The sequence below is a fragment of the Puniceibacterium antarcticum genome, from assembly GCF_002760615.1.
In the GTDB taxonomy this organism is placed as follows: Bacteria; Pseudomonadota; Alphaproteobacteria; order Rhodobacterales; family Rhodobacteraceae; genus Puniceibacterium; species Puniceibacterium antarcticum.
Map to the genome: position 1 here is coordinate 1 of NZ_AWWI01000149.1, position 16,090 is coordinate 16,090.

Consider the following 16,090-nt stretch of genomic DNA (forward strand, 5'->3'; position numbering starts at 1 on the left):
GCAAAACTCAAACCCGGAGTCTCGCTCACGCTGGATAAAAGTTGGGGGCAACGTCACCGACGCCTGACCTCGGGAGCGCTCGCGGCGGGCGGCACACTGGGCATCCGATTTCGCAGTTGCGGCGAAAGTCGGGATTGTCCACACACCGACGTTTCAGTCGACAAAAATTCTACACCACACACCAACGGCCGCTTCGACGGGCCGCACTTCAGCATCTTTGGCGGTTGCTGGAAGGCGGCTTCGGGCCGGGAGTGTTTGCAGTTGGCAACGATAAGACCGCGATTACATGAAAACACGTCCGCTCGTACAATCAATCGAAGTATCGCACCAGCGGGCTGGCAGAGCGGAAGATTTCAATCAACAGATCAAGCACGTCGTCGTCCAGAAACAGCGCGTCCGAAAGGTCTTTGCTGCACCCCAGGCCAACCATTTTCAGATAGGGAGCGGCCGGATTGTCACTGTTGAAACCGTCCGGCACAGCCCCCAACGCCTTTCGTGTCACAATTCCGTCGGGGAACGCCTCTGAGAACTCAGCTTCGGTCACGACGTCGTTCAGGCCCTGCGGGTCATCGCTCAAACGTGAGCGTAACCTTGCAAGGGCTGCCTTTGAGGGTTGAAAAAGCCCAGCCCCAGCGTGGCAATTCCCAGGCTCGACATGAAGGTAATATCCGACGTCTTCGGCGGGGTGACCTGCGTTGGCAAACACATCAACATCCGTGCGGTAGAGGCCTAGCCCGGCCCGATCGCGCGCCTCCTGAAAGAATTTGGAGTAGCTTTGTCTGGGATTGAACTTTGCGTCAGCCACGGAAGAGTCAAAGCGATCAGCATAGTCGTGCAGTGTTATGGCGATACCGGTGAAATTGCGCAGAGCATCGTCACGCTCGTCTCGGTGCGCATCCATCCAGGCTTTGCGATTATTCGCCGCCAGATCTGCAAGGAACGAAAATGTCTCTGGCTCTACCATGGGCGCTGCTCCTGTTTCGCAGCTGCCTGAAAGGCTTACCTGCGGTTCGGTTGCATCCTTGTAAGAGCAATTCAAAAGAACAGCCATGGATATGTGGGGCAACTGCTATGCACTTGAAGGCCCTTTTCTGAGTCGCCGAAACGTAACTTGTCGATTTAGTCGTATATCTGCAAAGGGCTGGGATCCCCATGTCTTCGCGGATATCAATTAGGGCCTATGCGTCTGCCCTGATCTGCGCGTGCGTTTGGTAAAGGACGACACGTGCCGCGCGTGAGATCGCCTTGGTAATGCGCAAGAACAAGGGGCCCGCTGCCTGAACGGTGTGCCTTAAAGTGTTCGTATCGACTGGTAGATGCTCCTGATCCACAGCGAACTTTTGTCTGCTTAGATCCCAGGCGATGCCGCCCTCAGCGATGTAAGAGATGCAGCGTTCCAGCGCCTCTGCCGCATTCTCGCGCAGACCCACGGACACGGCGCGGCGCTCCAACTTACGTTGAGTTTCGAGCAGTTCCGTTTCGATCTGCCGGGATGTAGCCAGAAATTCGGTCTGCATTCCCGCGTTCGCGGCCTGCGGATTGAAAACTGGATCAGGTAGCCGATGAACTGGGGTTTCGATTCATCAACCTGAAACGCCGGATAGCCGAAAAACTAAAGGGAACTTCACCTCCCTCTTGTCTTCAGTTGAAATGGGAGCTGGGAACTATTGTTCGCCACCTGACAAAAAATTCCTAGTCTGCCTCAGGTGCGCCCCGGTTGCACGGACGGAGGTTCAAGTGGCAGCTACGATTCCCGCGTGGCACTGATCATCACTTACATGACGATCACTGTTTCGATCACGATCTGGCTTTCGGTGCCTGCCTTCGAGCGCGTGCCGCTGGCAATTGAAGAAGCCGCGCGCGTCGACCGACTGGGCCCCTATGCCACCTTCTTTCGCATCACGCTGCCAGTTGCAAAGCTGCAGGTTCTCTCGGCCATCGCCTTCTCGTTTATCCTGATTTGGAACGAGTTTCTGCTGGCCATGATGCTGACCTCCTCCCTCCCGGTCTTCGCTCTGCATAACAGCGGTCACGTCGTCAATATGGTGCCCGCATTCGCTGCATCGCACCAGCCGCCAAAGCGGAACTTCCGTAATACCTTCATCCTTTCGCGTGATGGTAAAATGATCGGGATTGTTGGCGAAGTCGGCGGCTTCCTCGACGTTGGTGACAAGCATGTGGCGATCGCCGTCAATGACGTGAGCCTCATGGCCGTCGATGATCAGGAATATGCCTATGTCACGCGCCTGAATGAGGAAGATCTCGAAGAGCTTCCGGGCGTGGATGAAGGCTTCTGGAACTGATCTCCAAGGCCCCTCCTTTAGCTGGGTGATATTATCCCCGAAATAGATAACGGCCCGCAGCCTGAGTTGCGGGCCGTACGCATGAAAATCTCTGCGTCTTTAGCTAACATCCCCACATTTTCACCTCCCGCCCGGATTCAAGCTCACGCAGGCGTCGGTCGGGCCGCCACCAGAATTGTCCGAATATATCGCGACATGACGCAGCTGTGACGAACATGCACGGAACGCGGGATGGATCACGAACGTGAGCGATGATCTGAGGCGGAAAGCGGTGGCGCTTGTAGCTGATCCTCTGTGTCTGCATCTATACCGCCTACGCCTAGATCAATGAACCAGCAACCTCTGGCCGGTTAATGTGACAACACCCTGCGGACTCTTTGATCCCGAAGAGTGCTGGAACTTTTTCAAAGCTGCAGGATACGCGTCAGATTAAAAGCAAAACGCTTTAACGACACGAGGCATTTCGCCTTGCCGCAAAGTTTGCGACAGAACCACCTGACAATGCCCACGCGAAAGCTCGGACACTACGCTACTTCGGTTCGGGGCGCGTCAATACAGCGCCACCAAACGCTCGGCCAGCGAATGGACAGAGACAGGCGTTTCGTAGACATTGCTCAGCAGCTCTGCAGACATGATCTCTGCGGGGGGGCCGTGGCGGATGATCTGCCCGCCCTTCATAACGATAATTCGGTCGCAATATGCCGCAGCCATGTTGATGTCATGCAGCACCACGAGGATGGTCTTGCCGAAATCCCGCGCGGCGTCGCCGATCAGCCGCATGATTCCGACCGCATGACGAATGTCGAGATTGTTCAGCGGCTCGTCAAGCAGAATGTAGTCGGTGTCCTGGGCCAGAACCATCGCGATGAACGCCCTTTGGCGCTGACCGCCCGACAGTTCGTCAAGAAACCTGTCGGCCAGTTCGGCCAGCCCGAGATAGTCGAGAGCGCGGGCAATGTGGTCGCGGTCTTCGGCCGTGATGCGTCCGCGCGAATGCGGGTAGCGTCCGAAGGCCACCAGATCGCGTACCGTCAGACGGGCCGCCGGATGATTGTCCTGCCTCAGCACTGCCAGACGCCGGGCGATCTGCGCTCCGGGCGCGGTGGCAAGGTCCAGACCCTCTAGGCTTACACGCCCGGAATCCGCCTTGATCATGCGCCCGATGATCGACAGCAACGTAGATTTTCCTGCCCCGTTGGGACCGATGATAGCCGTGACGCCGCCGCTGGGCAGGGTAAAGCGAATGTCGTCCAGCACGGCCTTGCCGTTGTAGGATTTGGAAAGACGATCAAGCTGGATCATCGCGCAGCCCCCCGGATTACGAGTACAAGAAACACAATACCGCCGATGAATTCGATCACAACGGCCAGAACGCCACCATAAGAAAGCACCCGCTCCAGGATCACCTGTCCGCCGATCAGACAGATCATCGCGATGAGCGCGGCCCCGGGCAGGATCACTGCATGGCGCGCGCTCGGCAAAATCAGATAGGCCAGATTGGCCACCAGCAGCCCGAAGAAACTGACCGGGCCGACAAGGGCGGTCGAGACAGCCACAAGGATCGTCACAAGGATCAGCGCAATGGCGACCATCCGGTCCTGCGGCACGCCCAAGGCGATTGCGTGTTCCCGACCGAGCGCCAGAACGTCAAGAACCGGCAACATCCGCCACAACACCGCAACACTCGCAACAATGATCAGGGCCGCAGTGCTGAGCAAAGTTTCGTCGATGCCGTTGAAGCTGGCAAAAAGGCGATCCTGAAGAACGAGGAATTCGCCCGGATCAATCAGCCTTTGAAACAGCCCCGCGATGGCGCGAAAGAAGGTCCCAAAGATGATCCCAACCAGCAACAGAAGATGCAGACTGCGTGCCGCCCCGCCAAACAGCCAGCGATAAAGCAGTGCCGCAAAGCCTAGCATCATCACCAACTCGACCGCGAACATGATGCGGGGATCGAACCCCGACACACGCACTGCCCCGAGTGTAAAGACCAGCACCGTCTGGATCAGCGCGTAAAGCGCGTCGAATCCCATGATTGCGGGTGTCAGGATGCGGTTGCGCGTGATTGTCTGAAACACCACCGTGGCCAGCGCAATGGCGACGGCGACGAGCACCAGACCGGCCAGCTTGGCCCCCCGGAAGGGCAGCACAAAGCCCCAGTTTCCTCGCGCGCCCAGCGTCATGAACAGCGCCGCTGCGGCCAGGGCCATGAGGGCCAGCAGGCTGAGGCGCAGAGTGATTTTGCGTTTGCTACTTTCAGGCAGCACGGGAGCGCCCCCGCAACAGCAGCCACAGGAAAACGGCGCTGCCGATGACGCCCATGGTGGTCCCGATGGGCAGCTCGTAGGGGTGGATCAGGATGCGGCCTGCAATGTCGCAGGCGAGAACCAGACCGGCCCCGCCCAGCACGACAAGCGGCAGCGCGCGGCGCATGTTGTCGCCGATGGCCAGACTGACGACATTTGGCACCACAAGCCCCAGAAAAGGAATGGTGCCCACCGTCACCACGACGGCGGCGCTGACAAGTGCCACGATGGTCAAGCCAAGGGCTGTCACCGCACGGTGGTTCAGACCCAGATTTGTGGCAAAATCACGTCCCATCCCGGCCAATGTGAACCGGTCGGCTGCAATATAGGCCGCCACCACGGCAGCGGCGATGATCCAGAGCAATTCGTAGCGCCCCCGCAGAACGACAGAAAAGTCGCCCATCGTCCAGGCGCCGATGCTTTGCATAAGATCATAGCGGAAGGCGAGAAAGGTGGTCACCGCACCGATGACGCCAGACAGAAGGATGCCAATCAAAGGCACCATGAGGACAGAGCGCAGCGGAACCGCCCGCAGGATCGCGATGAACAGTGCCGTGCCGGCAAGAGCAAAGACGCAAGCCACCATCATCCGCCCGGTGACCGGCATGTCCGGGGCCAGCAGGATGACCAGCAACACCCCCAGACTGGCCGATTCTGTTGTGCCCACCGTGGACGGTTCGACAAAACGGTTGCGCACCAGAATCTGAAGGATCAGCCCGGTGATGGCGAGGCCCGCGCCGGCAAGAACAAGCGCGATGGTGCGCGGCAGGCGGCTGACCAAAAGCACTTGCATATCTGCGCTGTCAAACCCGTCGGCGAGTAATTTTAGCGGACCAAGGTCGCTGACACCCACGAAGAGGCTGACAAGGGCGAGGCAAAGAACGCCAGCCCCGGCGAGGATAAGGGGCATCGTTGGTTTGAGGGCAGCGGGCAAAGCAGGCTCCTGGCAATCGGGCAGGGCCGGTCTATTCTGACCGGCCCCCAAGGCTGGGTGTGATGGAAAGGGAGGGCCGGGTCAGCCCGCAGTGGTCACAGCGGTCAGCAACTGGCTGACACTGTTCTGCAGTGCTCTGAGCCCGCCACCGATCAGGTACCAGTCTGCAGGGTTCAGATAGACGATCTGACCTTTCTGCCAGGCGGAGGTCTCGTGCACCAGCGCGTTGTCAAGAAGCTGCGCGGCAGCGGTGCCTTCCCGTCCGATGGCGGCGTCACGGTCGACCACGAACAGCCAGTCGGGATTGGTTTCCCGGATGAACTCATTCGAAATCGCCTGACCGTGATTGCCCGTGTCCATGCCCGTGGCAGCCGGGACGAAACCATATGTGTCATAGACGACGCCAAAGCGCGATCCGGGGCCATGGGCGCTCATCCGTCCGCCGGTGGTCAGGATGATCAACACCCGTCCAGCATCACCGGAAACCTCTTTCAGACTGGCGACGTCCTGATCCAGCTTGGCCAGCTCCGCCTCGGCCTCGGCTTGCTTGCCAAAAAGTTGACCCAGCTCGGTGATATTGTCCCTGGCGCTGGCCAGATAATCCGTCCGGTCCAGAGACAAATCGATCGTCGGTGCAATCCTGGACAGATCGGCCAGTTTCGGCGCAGACCTGCCGCCGACGATCACAAGATCTGGCGCGGCGGCGTTGACCGCCTCGTAGTCAGGCTCGAACAGCGTCCCGATATCCGACGCATATGAAGTCAGGTGCGCAGGCAGGCCCGACAGAGGCGCGCCCGCGACCGGCACGCCAAGGGCATCCAGAGTGTCGAGTGTCGCGAGGTCATAAACCAAAACGTTTTCCGGCGCTGAAGGCAGCACTGTTTCGCCCTGCGCATGGGAGATCGTGATATCAGCATGGGCGGGCAGCAGGCCGCCAAATGTGATGGCCAAAGCCGTGATGGTCGTTCGCATAGGGGTCATGTCATGTCCTTAAAGTGGTGTCCCGAGCAGGAGGGGCCCTTGAAAGTGGTCAGGGTGGCGCCGCGCGGTCTGAGCGCAGGGCGCCGATCTTTTTTATTTAAAGTCAGAAGCTTGTTGTCACCCCGACCCAAAGACGCCGACCTTCGACAAGGGTGTTGTGCGTGTCCTGTTCAACGGTTTCATCAAGCAGATTGTAGATGGCGCCGTTCACGGTCACCGTATCGCTCACCCGCCAGGAGCCGCCCAGATCAACCAGCGTGTAGGCGCTGTATTCTCGGCCATCTTGCCCGTCTACCTTGACCGATGATCCATTGCCGCCGATCCGCGCCCCGGCGTTCAGTTCTGCACCATGGTACGTGGCAGCGCTCCACAGATCGACGCCAGCCCAGGGTGTCACCCAGTCTGCCCGCAGGGTCGCCCGGTTGCGCGGCGTGCGCTGCAAAGGAAAGCCGGCATATTGCCCCGTCTTCTGTTCTGAATCGGTATAGGTGTAGGTGCCGCGCAGGGTCAGGTTCTGGGTTGCTTCCCAGGTGCTGGAAAGTTCAATGCCGCGCACTGCCGCGTCGTCGATGTTGAAGCTCTGCCAGAGGCAGGAATTCCCGGGATAGGCCGCCAGAGCCGCAGAGTTGCAATCCGCGCCGCCCAGCGGATCTGTGATGACACCGGTGTCGGGATTGATCAGCTGGCCGGTGTTCATGTTGCTGATCTTGTCGCGGAAATCCGTGTGGAATGCTGTTGCGCCAAAGCTGAAACCGCCGTTCCCCTCCCAGATGGCGCCGATCTCGTAGCTGATGCTTTTTTCCGGATCCAGGTCAGGATTCCCCGCCAGCAATCCCGCACCACGCTGGGTTGGCAGGTAATAGCCGTCTGCCACCTGCCTGATTGTGGGGGCCTTGAAACCGGTGGACACCCCGCCCTTGATCGTCAGCTCGTGGGTGGCATGCCAGACGGCATAAAGGCGCGGACTGACATTGGTGCCATAGGTATCGTGATCGTCAAGCCGCAACCCACCCGTCAGCGCGAAGGAGTCGCTCAGCCGCCATTCATCCTCGAAAAAGAGGGCGCGCTGATCAACCCTCATTTCCTGATCGACTGAGACGTGGCCCTGGTCGGTGAGCTTGGCCGAGCTGTGCTGGAAACCAGCCACAAAGGTATGTCCGCCGAAAAATTCAAACGGCAGACTGAGTTTAGCATCGAGCACCGCATTTTGGATCTCGGGGGCGCGGTCGTTCTTTTCGAAATCGCGGCTCAGCGGATCACGATCATAACTGGTGCGGGTTCCTCTTTCCACCTGATACGACAGATCTGTTTTCACGCGCCCCCAGTGGCCAGTATAACCAAGGGCAAAATAATTGCGGTCATGGTTCTGGTAGCTGTCGTCATCCGTGGCCTCCAGCGTGCGGCCCGCAGAGCTTTCGCGGCGCACGCGGCTGTGCCCGGCCTCAAGACTGAATTCATGATCGGCATTCGGCGTGTAGGTCAGACGCGAGGCGAGATTGCGCTCTTCTCCACCCTGGATGCCGTCAATTTGGTGATCCTCTTCGCGGTTCTGCAGGCGGCCCCAGATTTGCAGGCTCAGCTTGTCCTGAACCAGCGGCCCCGACATGTTGAACGACAATTGCTGTGTGTTGCCGAATTCCGAACGCTCTTGCGCTGTGGAATCCACTGTGAAGCTACCAGACCAGACGTCGCTCGCGTCACGTGTGATGATGTTGATCACACCGCCCATAGCGTCAGAGCCATAAAGCGAAGACATCGGCCCGCGCACAACTTCGATCCGATCAATGGCTGAAATGGGCGGAATGAAGCTCTGCTCGTAGCCTGCGCTGCCATTGGGCCGGGATTCCCGCGTACCTTGGCGGCGGCCATCAACAAGGATCAGGGTGTAATCCCCTGGTAGGCCCCGGATCTGGATATCCTGCTCGTTGGCAACGCCTGTGGTCACCACACCCTGAACTTCCTTCAGAGCGTCACTGAGGTCTCGGAACGCGCCGCTCTCCAGGTCTTCGCGGCTGATGACAGAAATGCTTGCCGGAGCATCCGCCACGTTCTGTTCGACCCCAGAGGCGGTGACAACGATGGTACCAAGCTCAAGTGTATCCGCGAGCCCACTATCCTGAGACCATGCCGATGACGGTAGCATCAGCGCCACACTGGCGCATCCGGCCATATACCGTCCGTGGAAACGTCCCGTTCCGGTACCGCCGGGTGTCGAGCGGAGTGTCATGAGCTTGCCCCTGTATTCTATATCTGACAAGAACAGTCTACTATTGACCCATGCAAGATGTTCAACGCCAATGTTTGAGAATGATTCCAAATTCAGGAAAGTGGAAGGCGCGCAAAGTTCAGTGCCGATGGCTGATCAGGTAAGCTTATCCACCAGCCCCGCGGCACAGGATCTGCCCGCATCCCCGCTTGCGAGATTGCGTCTGCTTGTGGCTCTGGACGCTCTGCTGGTCGCGGGCAGCGTATCGGGGGCTGCGCGTATGCTGGCCCTATCTACCCCGGCTATGAGTCGCCTTCTCGGGCAGTTGCGTGCCCAATTCGACGACCCGATCCTCGTGCGCTCGGGACAGATCATGGTTCCGACGCCGCTTGCGAGCGCTTTGCGGGAACGTGTCCGCAAGCTGAGCGTTGACGCAGAAGCGCTGATACAGTGCGACCTCTCGAACCCACCTGATGAGACCACGCCCTCGGCCCGACCCACGCCGGTTCGAGCGTCATATCAACCGGTTCTGATCTCCAATCGTATCTCGGCTCTGGACGGTACAGAAAACCTCCCGGCCGCAGACCCGAGATCGCGTCTTGCGCGTCATGTTGCAACCGTCGGCGGCGGGGCAGGCCGGGCACGCGCCCTGAGCATTGTCGAGGCCGAAGAGGCATTCCGCATTGTGTTGGACGGCGATGCAGATCCGGTGCAGGTCGGTGCCTTGTTGGTTGCCATGCAAAGCCGTGGCACAACCGCAGATGAACTGGCCGGTATGGTCAGAGCCGTATACGAACCTGACCCGGTGAGCAGAGACGCTGTACAGATCGATCTGGATTGGCCCGCCTATGTCTCTCCCCGCAACCGACGCGCGCCGTTCTTTCTTTTGGCTGCGCGGGCTCTTGCTGAATCAGGTCACAGCGTAATGCTGCATGGATACAATCAGGGACTCATCCAGTTCGGAGAAGTGCTGGGCGCGCTCGACATTCCGGTGGCCACGTCCAGGATCGAAGCCGCGTCACAGATCCGCACCAAACGCATTTCCTTTGTGCCCTTGCCAGTGATAAGACCGCAACTTCAGGCTTTGATCAATTTGTATCAGCTGATGGATATGCGCTCACCGGTCAACAATGTGGTGCAGCTGATCAATCCACTTGCGGCGCGGGCCACTATTCTCGGAGTCTCCTCTGCCGGTGGCCTGCGCAGGCTGCAGTGTGATGCGGCAAAACTTCTGGGATACCGACACCTGCTCTGCGTCGAAAGCTATCGTGATGTGGCGCAGGCGACGCCACACCGGACGGTGTCGCTTTATTATGCAGAAACGTCAGGAGGGCACGAGGCTGTTGTAAGGATCGCCGCAGACAAAACGCGCAACCGTCCGAAAGTTCCGCCTGGCTTTGGAACGGCCGAATACTGTATCGCGCTTTGGGAAGGCCGGTTACGCGATATGGATGCCGAGGCCTTGGTGACTGATACAATTGCGCTTGGCCTCTGTGCTCTCGGGCATTACGGCAGAGACTTCGCGAAAACGCAGAAAGCTGCAAAACTGATATGGCAGCACCATATTCAGCGTGGTGCGGCATAATCGTTGGTTCTGTCGCAAAATGTTAGAATATTGGCCTGCTCGCCAAGCCGTAATAGACGCGGCCGGCTTTGTCAGGTTTTTCTTTCAGGACGAGACCAAGAACCGCGCCTCGCTCAGGTAGCAATCAACAAAGTCCGTCTTCGACTGCAACCCTTTGATCCGCATGTCTTCGAGAAAACGGCGACGTAACGGGGGGATATAGTGCTCTGACATCGAAACCTCCTGTCGTCAGATTGAGAAGATCCCAATCGTCCTACAGGTTCGTCAGTTCACCAAATTGCTGCGCTCCGATCAGCGCGTATCACCCGCAACAAGCGCCAATACCGCGCGAGCGGTTTCGTCCTTATCCGATCAGCGGGCCTTGGCAAACATGGCGCCCAAGGTCGCGTTTGGCTCAGAAATACTTGGCGTTGGGCCAATATCGCGTGACGCTGCTTCTTGGCAGGATTCAGAAAATCAGCCGCAGCTAAGTCGGTTCAGGATACAAACAAGGTAAAGATAAGTAACATAACAATAATTATAAGTCAAAAAAGATAGCCCTGTCGCATTTTGCGTTCTACTACCTCTGGCAGAGCATCCAACCGCCAGTCCCTCGTCGGGAAAAACCAGGTTGTGGTTGATCCTAGGGAGCCGATTTGACCAGATTCAATGACAAGCGCGGCGCCTCCAAATAGATCGGGTTGGACCGTCACAAGGTAGAAGCGGCGCACTGCTCCCTCGGGGCCCGTCCGTCGCAAGAGCAGAACAGTTGGAAACATTTCGATTTACTGCTGTTCGGTCACTGATGGGCTCCATTCCGCGCTCTCATCTAGGAACCGTTCGTAAGGCTGCGCGGTGACCCTCGGATATCGTATCCATGAATGGGGTGTCCATTCCGGCCCCGGCGCCAAGGGCGAGCAGGATCGTTGGAAGTCCGGCACGTCGCCGTTCAGAAGGAACTGGAGTTCAGTCAAATCAAGCCTCTACTATATATAGCAAGAGCGCCCAGAAGGCGCTCTACCTGTAGATCTCGGGTAAAAACTTAGGTCTGTCTAATACGATAGGATAGAGAGGCATCCACAACTCTTCATTTGTTCTTGTTGCGTTCTTGCCCTATCTGCCACCGATAGATCGGCGGTCAAGGTGTGGAAACGAGACGATCCTGCTTTTGCCGTTCCCAGACCATGCCAGCGTCAGCTTGTTTCGATTGATCCGTGAGTTTTAAAAGCCCTCTCTGTTCGGAGCCTCCCCATGACACAGCATTCACGCGGCCAGGCCCGCGGCATCGAGCGGCTCTACCTCGATTTCGACAGCTTCTTCGCCTCCGCCGAGCAGCACTTCAATCCTGACCTCAGAGGCCGCCCTGTTGGGGTCTTGCCACTGGATTCGCTACATACCAGCTGCATCGCAGTCAGCCGTCAGGCTAAAGCCCTCGGCGTGAAGTCCGGCGCGACGATCAGCAAAGCCCGAGAAATCATTCCCGACATGATCTTTGTCGTTGCACGTCACGATGTTTACGTGCGCCTGCACAAGCGCATCCTCAGTGTTATCGAAAGTGTGGTGCCCGTCGCCCATGTGAGGTCAATCGACGAGGTTGTGTGCAATCTGTTGCCCTCCGAAGGTGAAAGCGGCGGGGACCTTGCCGGGAAACTGAAGATGGCCCTCTCAACCGCCTTCAGCGACGTGCTGACCTGCTCGATCGGGATGGCGCCGACGGAACTTCTGGCCAAGATCGCAGCAGAAATGGACAAGCCAGATGGCTTCAGATTGATAAGGGCCGGAGATCTTCCGCAGGCGCTTGCAGACATCGACCTCGGTGATCTTCCCGGCATCTCGAAGGGCATGCGCGCGCGCCTGGATGCGGCACAGGTCCACGACTTCGCAGGGCTTTGGGCGCTGGCACCGAAGCAGGCCCGCGCGATCTGGGGGAGCGTGGAGGGGGAGCGCTTCTGGAACGGGCTGCACGGCTACCATACCGAGCGCCCGGCCACGAAGAAGAGCATGTTCGGGCACAGCAGAATCTTGCCGAAGGACTGGCGCAATCCCGAAAAGGTGAAGATCTGCGCGCGCCTTCTGGCCGAAAGCGCCGGCCGCCGGGTGCGTAGGGCCGGTGTCCGTGCGACCAGACTGACGCTCAGCTTCAGAGGTGGCGGAAATCGCAAGCCGTCAGCCTCACGCGCGGATGGCAAACAGTGGAGTTGGGAAGGATTGTTCGCGCCGGCCCGCGATGACCACACATTCATGACCACGCTCGGCGATGGTCTTGCAGAGGCGGAGCGCAACCTGCCGTTTCAGCCGCGATCAATCAGCGTGATGATCCACGGCCTGATCGGAGAGGCGGAGATCATGGCAGACCTGTTCGCGGCGTCTCCAGCGATCTCCGGTCGCGCATCGGAGACGGCAAACCGCGCAAAATGGGAAAAGGTCAGCGATCTGATGGATGGTTTGCGTGCGAAACTCGGGCCGCAGGCGCTCTCAATGGGGCCGCTGACAGACGTGCCCGGTGGCTATGTCGGTGCTAAGATTGCCTTTGGCAGAATCCCGGACGAAGAGGACTTCAGCGGACCCCCGGTCGCCGATGAAGACACCCACTTTGTCACGTTTTGATCCATAGTCGAGAAATTACGGAGGCAGACATGCAAAAACTCCCGATCGAGAATGTTCAGGACTACCCGCGCCCACCCAGCCTCATGGATGTCCCGCAGCGTCTGCGTGTGATGCTCGCCGAGCATGCCGCCGCGGAGACTGTAAAGGGACTGCGTGTGTTGGAGACCCACCATGCGCCCACCTATTATTTCCCCCGCGGCGATATCCGGGCCGAGCTGGTCGCTGTCGGTGGCGGCAGCTTTTGTGAATGGAAAGGGCACGCGCAGTATTTCGATGTGGTCATGGCGAATAAGGTCGCAACGCGCGCTGCCTGGGCATATGAACGCCCGTCCTCGAACTTCGCGCGCATCGCCGGGCATGTGGCGTTTTATGCCGGGCTGATGGACGCCTGTTTCGTGGGGGAGGAGCGGGTTATCCCGCAGCCGGGGGACTTTTACGGAGGCTGGGTGACCTCCAATCTGCGCGGAACACCCAAAGGCAGCAAAGGGACACTGCACTGGTGATTGGCGCACTTTCGTGCTCGGGCTTTCGTGGAAACATCGATGTGAACCGCCCCGGGTCTGTCGGAGACCTACAGCTTCGTTTCATGCGACAATATCGAGCACGTCACACTGTCCATAGAAGTTCTCTTGGGCCGCTGCTGGCGGTATTTATCCGATGGGTTCAAGCAGGCGCCGGTTGTTGAGATCACGCGTTTCTTCAACAACGCCTGTGTCGTCCCATTCGAGAGTGGCCACTTTCAGATTTTGCATGTTGCGCCATAGGGCCTGCCTGTAGATCAGTTCGGTTTGCAACGGCCATTGCGCGTCACGGTAGCAGTATTTCGACACCCTGCTGTTCCAACGCCTTGGCGAGCGCATCGGTGGGGCGCACGTCCGTGATCAGAGTCCCGATATCGCAGATCTCCGCGACTTTTGTCAGATGCGCAGTCCCGAACTTTCTGGCGTCGATCAGGAAATAGCGCTGCACGCTCTGCTCCAGCATCGTCTGCTTGACGTCGGCAAAGCCTTCGACCGCTTCGCTCACCCCCGCATCATTCAGGGCTGAGGCCCCCAGAAAACAGGCATCGACGTGATACCGGCGCAGAAAGGCACAGGTTTCGGTCCCGATCAGGGCGGCCTCCGCGTTCAGATAATGACCCGGCGTCATGATCACCCGCGCATCCCGCGACGTCCCAAGGATCATCGCCACTTGCAGGCTGTTGGTGATCGCCGTGATCCGGGTCCCTGCATGGGCAAGGGCGCGGGCGAACTCCATCGTTGTCGACCCAGCGTCAATCATCAGGCTTTGCCCGTCGCGCACACGTCCAGCGGCATTCTGCGCCAGTTTCCCGCGCTCGCCCACGCGTTCAAACTGCCGTTCATCCAGCACCTGATGCGTCCCCGGCGCACGGGGCGACGCCCCGCCGTGGGATTTCTGCAGCAGCCCCTCGCTGTTCAGATGAATGCATGCATTCACCGAGAGGCATCGCCCCCTTGATGATCCACGGTGCGATCAAGGCATTGGCGCCGAGGCCTGCGATGAAGGTTTGCGTCCCCCATGATCCGAACAGAGCATCCATCACCAACCGCGCGCCGCGCTGCGACCACCCCCGTTGGCGGGTCAGGTTAGTTTTGACGGAGGTTTCATCCGCTGGCTGGCAGGGTATTGCGCAGCAATGTCCCGAGAAGCAATAAAGACAACGCGCTCTGGCTGGGCTGTGACGGCTGGAAGGCGGTGCCTGAAGCACTCATCACGCAGCTTTCTTACCCGTGCGCGGCGCCGCTCGGTGGCGACCAGTGTCTTTTTTTATATGTGAAGCCGAGTTTGCGCAGGAACCGGCCAATCGCATCGGGGTGCGCCTGCACACCGGTTGCATCAGCCAAAGCTCCGGCCAGTTCGGGCATGGCCATGTCGCCGTCCTGATCAATCAGCTCAATCAAAAAGGAGCGATGCGGATCAAGCTTGCCCTTGCCGCGAGGCCGACCCTGAGGCGTGGGCCTTGCCTGACCCGTCCGCCGGATCGCAAGCCCCCAACGCGCCCCGGTGGCCGGCGAAAGTTTCAGGCGCAACGCTGCCGCACGCCCGCTTAACCCTTCCTCAATCAGATGCTGAAACCGCGCCCGCAGCGCATTCGGCAAAGGTGCTGACATGATCCATCCTCCCAGACCGGATGAATCACAGATCAGCGCTCAAGGGAATCCCAACGATTCAGGTTTCGGGTCGGACGCTTTAGCACGGCCTGCCAAGTCCGGAAGACCGGCGACTGGCCTCGGGGGAGAAGCTGCGGCCCCGGGCTGACTGCCGTCGTTCGCAGCGGCCGTCACTAATGTCAGCTGAGCGCAGGAACTAGCCTTCTGTAATGGGAGCGTAATCTATCAAGCGCGTTTCCCCACGATAAAACTATCTCCTACCGCATGCGCGGGGAGATTTAACTGATCTCTGGGCGGTCACCAATTTTTCCACGGGGTCATGCTTTTACGATTTCGCCAAGGCGTCACCCATGCCGGCCTGACGGACGCTTGTTTCGTGAGTAGGAGCGCGTTATCCTGGATCAGGGAGACTTATACGGAGCCTGGGTGACCTCCAATCTGCGGGGAACAGGGAACACCCAAAGGCAGCAAAGGGACGCTGCACCGGTGATTGTTGCACTTTCGTGCTCAGGCTTCCACGGAAACATCGATGTGAACAGCCCCGGGTCTGCCGGAAGCCTCCAGTCTCGTTTCATGCGATAATCTCGAGTACGTCACGGTGCGCATAGAAGTTCATTTCGGCCGCGGCTCGGTTCATCCCGCCGCAACTGCGGCCGACTATTGCACCACCGTTCTAATAAATCCTTGGGATAGTTGATCAGATCACCGCCCTCTCCCTTCCGCCGCCCCCGGCTTGTAGTCCAGAAACAGCTCACCAGTTTCCTTCAATTTGATGCTCGGCGCGATGCGCGCGCCATCGGTCTCCGTGCCCGGCTCACGCGGATAATCCAGCTCAGCACACGACGGTCATCGACCCTCGGTTTGCCATGCGACAACGGAAAAAAGGTTTGAGACGTGCCATCTGCGCTTCGGTCAACCAGCACAAGTTGCTCATCAATCAGGTCTCCTTTGCGGATCCTTAATCACGCCGAAAGCGTGAAATCAATGGGTCTGGAGGGCCTTGTTGCACAAATCTTGCGTGGGATTCACTAGGTTAATCCAATGTGGTAACTGAGCG

Annotated in this window: 14 protein-coding genes and 1 pseudogene; 4 read left to right on the top strand and 11 right to left on the bottom strand. The window is 58.8% G+C overall.

Annotation, left to right across the window (positions count from 1 at the left end; all coding sequences use genetic code 11):
- Positions 1 to 310: 310 nt before the first annotated feature.
- Positions 311 to 964 (bottom strand): DUF2461 family protein, encoded by a 654-nt coding sequence (locus P775_RS21625; RefSeq protein WP_099912940.1) that lies wholly within the window; start codon positions 962 to 964, stop codon positions 311 to 313.
- Positions 965 to 1,178: 214 nt separating this feature from the next.
- Positions 1,179 to 1,517, bottom strand: coding sequence for a hypothetical protein (locus P775_RS21630; protein ID WP_099912941.1), 339 nt, complete (start codon positions 1,515 to 1,517; stop codon positions 1,179 to 1,181).
- A 240-nt stretch (positions 1,518 to 1,757) separates the two neighbouring features.
- Between P775_RS21630 and P775_RS29125 the strand changes: the two genes are divergently transcribed.
- The gene (locus tag P775_RS29125; protein WP_245875803.1) at positions 1,758 to 2,303 is read left to right on the top strand and encodes an ABC transporter permease subunit; all 546 of its coding nucleotides are present in this window, start codon (positions 1,758 to 1,760) and stop codon (positions 2,301 to 2,303) included.
- A gap of 549 nt (positions 2,304 to 2,852) precedes the next feature.
- Here P775_RS29125 and P775_RS21645 read toward each other — a convergent pair.
- The 5 genes from P775_RS21645 to P775_RS21665 form a co-directional block, all read right to left on the bottom strand.
- Positions 2,853 to 3,605, bottom strand: a complete 753-nt coding sequence (locus tag P775_RS21645) for an iron ABC transporter ATP-binding protein (protein WP_099912942.1) — start codon at positions 3,603 to 3,605, stop codon at positions 2,853 to 2,855.
- Positions 3,602 to 4,570, bottom strand: coding sequence for an iron chelate uptake ABC transporter family permease subunit (locus P775_RS21650; protein WP_245875804.1), 969 nt, complete (start codon positions 4,568 to 4,570; stop codon positions 3,602 to 3,604). Before P775_RS21650 ends, P775_RS21645 begins: the two co-directional genes overlap by 4 nt.
- Complete coding sequence (locus tag P775_RS21655) at positions 4,560 to 5,519, bottom strand: ABC transporter permease (protein ID WP_099912943.1); 960 nt, start codon at positions 5,517 to 5,519, stop codon at positions 4,560 to 4,562. The genes P775_RS21650 and P775_RS21655 overlap by 11 nt, the downstream gene beginning before the upstream one ends.
- A 105-nt stretch (positions 5,520 to 5,624) precedes the next feature.
- Complete coding sequence (locus P775_RS21660; RefSeq protein WP_099912944.1) at positions 5,625 to 6,524, bottom strand: siderophore ABC transporter substrate-binding protein; 900 nt, start codon at positions 6,522 to 6,524, stop codon at positions 5,625 to 5,627.
- A gap of 103 nt (positions 6,525 to 6,627) precedes the next feature.
- The gene (locus tag P775_RS21665; RefSeq protein ID WP_245875805.1) at positions 6,628 to 8,751 is read right to left on the bottom strand and encodes a TonB-dependent receptor domain-containing protein; all 2,124 of its coding nucleotides are present in this window, start codon (positions 8,749 to 8,751) and stop codon (positions 6,628 to 6,630) included.
- A gap of 127 nt (positions 8,752 to 8,878) precedes the next feature.
- Between P775_RS21665 and P775_RS21670 the strand changes: the two genes are divergently transcribed.
- On the top strand, positions 8,879 to 10,315 hold the full coding sequence (locus P775_RS21670) for a LysR family transcriptional regulator (protein WP_180287529.1): 1,437 nt from the start codon (positions 8,879 to 8,881) through the stop codon (positions 10,313 to 10,315).
- Between the two features lie 524 nt (positions 10,316 to 10,839).
- Here P775_RS21670 and P775_RS29995 read toward each other — a convergent pair.
- Entirely contained in the window at positions 10,840 to 11,073 is a 234-nt protein-coding gene (locus P775_RS29995) for a WGR domain-containing protein (protein ID WP_143520965.1), read from the bottom strand.
- 472 nt (positions 11,074 to 11,545) lie between these two features.
- Between P775_RS29995 and P775_RS21675 the strand changes: the two genes are divergently transcribed.
- Both P775_RS21675 and P775_RS21680 read left to right on the top strand, forming a co-directional pair.
- Positions 11,546 to 12,901, top strand: coding sequence for a Y-family DNA polymerase (locus P775_RS21675; RefSeq protein ID WP_099912947.1), 1,356 nt, complete (start codon positions 11,546 to 11,548; stop codon positions 12,899 to 12,901).
- A gap of 29 nt (positions 12,902 to 12,930) precedes the next feature.
- Positions 12,931 to 13,404 carry a DUF427 domain-containing protein gene (locus tag P775_RS21680; protein ID WP_099912948.1) on the top strand — a complete coding sequence of 158 codons (474 nt, stop codon included), beginning with the start codon at positions 12,931 to 12,933 and terminating at the stop codon, positions 13,402 to 13,404.
- A 304-nt stretch (positions 13,405 to 13,708) separates the two neighbouring features.
- Here the strand turns inward: P775_RS21680 and P775_RS21685 are convergent, their stop codons facing one another.
- The 3 genes and pseudogenes from P775_RS21685 to P775_RS21700 form a co-directional block, all read right to left on the bottom strand.
- Positions 13,709 to 14,359, bottom strand: coding sequence for a DeoR/GlpR family DNA-binding transcription regulator (locus P775_RS21685; RefSeq protein ID WP_099912949.1), 651 nt, complete (start codon positions 14,357 to 14,359; stop codon positions 13,709 to 13,711).
- A 287-nt stretch (positions 14,360 to 14,646) separates the two neighbouring features.
- Positions 14,647 to 15,033: a helix-turn-helix domain-containing protein gene (locus P775_RS21695; RefSeq protein ID WP_099912950.1), complete on the bottom strand. Its 387-nt coding sequence runs from the start codon at positions 15,031 to 15,033 to the stop codon at positions 14,647 to 14,649.
- Between the two features lie 809 nt (positions 15,034 to 15,842).
- A pseudogene (locus P775_RS21700) lies at positions 15,843 to 15,967 on the bottom strand (IS5/IS1182 family transposase); the annotation flags it as partial.
- Positions 15,968 to 16,090 lie beyond the last annotated feature (123 nt).

Bases quoted from the DNA above. Each gene is read 5' to 3' on its own strand.
- P775_RS21625 (WP_099912940.1), bottom strand. From the start codon at position 964: ATGGTAGAGCCAGAGACATTTTCGTTCCTTGCAGATCTGGCGGCGAAT.
- P775_RS21630 (WP_099912941.1), bottom strand. From the start codon at position 1,517: ATGCAGACCGAATTTCTGGCTACATCCCGGCAGATCGAAACGGAACTG.
- P775_RS21645 (WP_099912942.1), bottom strand. From the start codon at position 3,605: ATGATCCAGCTTGATCGTCTTTCCAAATCCTACAACGGCAAGGCCGTG.
- P775_RS21655 (WP_099912943.1), bottom strand. From the start codon at position 5,519: ATGCCCCTTATCCTCGCCGGGGCTGGCGTTCTTTGCCTCGCCCTTGTC.
- P775_RS21660 (WP_099912944.1), bottom strand. From the start codon at position 6,524: ATGACCCCTATGCGAACGACCATCACGGCTTTGGCCATCACATTTGGC.
- P775_RS21665 (WP_245875805.1), bottom strand. From the start codon at position 8,751: ATGACACTCCGCTCGACACCCGGCGGTACCGGAACGGGACGTTTCCAC.
- P775_RS21670 (WP_180287529.1), top strand. From the start codon at position 8,879: ATGGCTGATCAGGTAAGCTTATCCACCAGCCCCGCGGCACAGGATCTG.
- P775_RS29995 (WP_143520965.1), bottom strand. From the start codon at position 11,073: ATGTTTCCAACTGTTCTGCTCTTGCGACGGACGGGCCCCGAGGGAGCA.
- P775_RS21675 (WP_099912947.1), top strand. From the start codon at position 11,546: ATGACACAGCATTCACGCGGCCAGGCCCGCGGCATCGAGCGGCTCTAC.
- P775_RS21680 (WP_099912948.1), top strand. From the start codon at position 12,931: ATGCAAAAACTCCCGATCGAGAATGTTCAGGACTACCCGCGCCCACCC.
- P775_RS21695 (WP_099912950.1), bottom strand. From the start codon at position 15,033: ATGTCAGCACCTTTGCCGAATGCGCTGCGGGCGCGGTTTCAGCATCTG.